This window comes from uncultured Leptotrichia sp., from assembly GCF_938036635.1.
GTDB classification, from domain to species: Bacteria; Fusobacteriota; Fusobacteriia; order Fusobacteriales; family Leptotrichiaceae; genus Leptotrichia; species Leptotrichia hongkongensis.
In genome coordinates, this window is sequence record NZ_CALHQO010000003.1 from 1 (window position 1) to 1,292 (window position 1,292).

A 1,292-nucleotide genomic window follows, 5' to 3' on the forward strand; every position below is an offset into this window, starting at 1 on the left:
CTGTTTTAATTTGGTAAAATATATACAAATAAAAAATTAAGGTTATAGAAATTATAGATTGAAATGAGTGTAAAAGTTATAGACAATTTATTTCTTTTTATATATAAAGAAGATTGACTATGATATTTAGATATATTTGCAGAAGGGAGATTTTGCAATATTTTGTATTTGCAATAGTGGGATTAGTATGAAGGATAAAATGAGTGTAAAAGTTATTGGAATTGGCGGAATGGGGATAAATTTTGTTAATTTTATGATAGCTTCAGGAGTAAGAAAGGTTGAATATATAACGATTGATACAGATAGTAAGAATTCTGAGCGAAGTCATGCTGAAAAAAAGATTTTTTTAGATACCGGGGTTAAGGAATGCAGCAGAGAGCAGGCTGAGAGAGTGGCACTTCAATGTGAAAATCAATTTCGGGAATTGCTTAAGGGAACAGACATTCTATTTTTGACTGCAGGAGTTGGAGGGGCAACTGGAAGTGGTATAATGCCTGTTATTCTTGAAGTTGCAAAAAAATTGAGAATTTTTACTGTCAGTATTATTGCACGTCCATTTTATCTAGAAGGATTTGAGAATTTGAAGATTGCAAATACAGGTATTAAGAAGATTGAAAAACTTGCAGATAGCATGATTGTTGTTATGAATGAAAAGCTGTATAATTATGTCGGCAAAAATTCTCTTGAAACAGCCTATAAAAAAGCTAACTTTATTATAAAGGAAGGTATTGAGAGCATTGTAAATATTCTGACAGAAATTGGATTTATGAATATTGACTTTTTGGATGTAAAAACAGTTCTTCAAGATTCAAAGGATACGATTATTCGTGTTGGAGAAGCAAAAGGCGACAATGCTGTTGATAAGATAATTGAACAGATAAAGAAAAATAATTTATTTGAAGGGAAATTAGAGGATGCTAAAAGAGTTCTTATAAATTTTATTGCAGCAGAAGATGTTTCATTAGAATATATTAGGCAGATAACAGAAAGAATTTCAGATATTATAGAAGATAAAAATGTTAATTTGATATGGGGAGTTATATTTAATCAAAATTATAGAGATGTTGGAAAAATAAAGACAGTAGTGATATCAAGTGTATAATTGTTTTGTTTATAATCGTGAAATCATAATCTTTTATTAAATTTCTTGCAAGGAAATTAAGAATGATTATGATTTTTTTTTTGAGAAATTATATAATTTATAGTACTAAACTTTATTTGATAGTAAAATTAGTTTAAAACAGAACTCAAAAATTATGACTATTTTACTCAAATCCTAAATTATATAATTT

At 27.7% G+C, this 1,292-nt stretch carries 1 protein-coding gene; it reads left to right on the plus strand.

What is annotated here, in order from left to right:
- Positions 1 to 187: 187 nt before the first annotated feature.
- Positions 188 to 1,102 (plus strand): cell division protein FtsZ, encoded by a 915-nt coding sequence (locus Q0370_RS00035; protein ID WP_299570388.1) that lies wholly within the window; start codon positions 188 to 190, stop codon positions 1,100 to 1,102.
- The last annotated feature ends 190 nt before the right edge of the window (positions 1,103 to 1,292 follow it).

Coding starts and splice junctions, on each gene's coding strand:
- Q0370_RS00035 (WP_299570388.1), top strand. CDS start 188: ATGAAGGATAAAATGAGTGTAAAAGTTATTGGAATTGGCGGAATGGGG.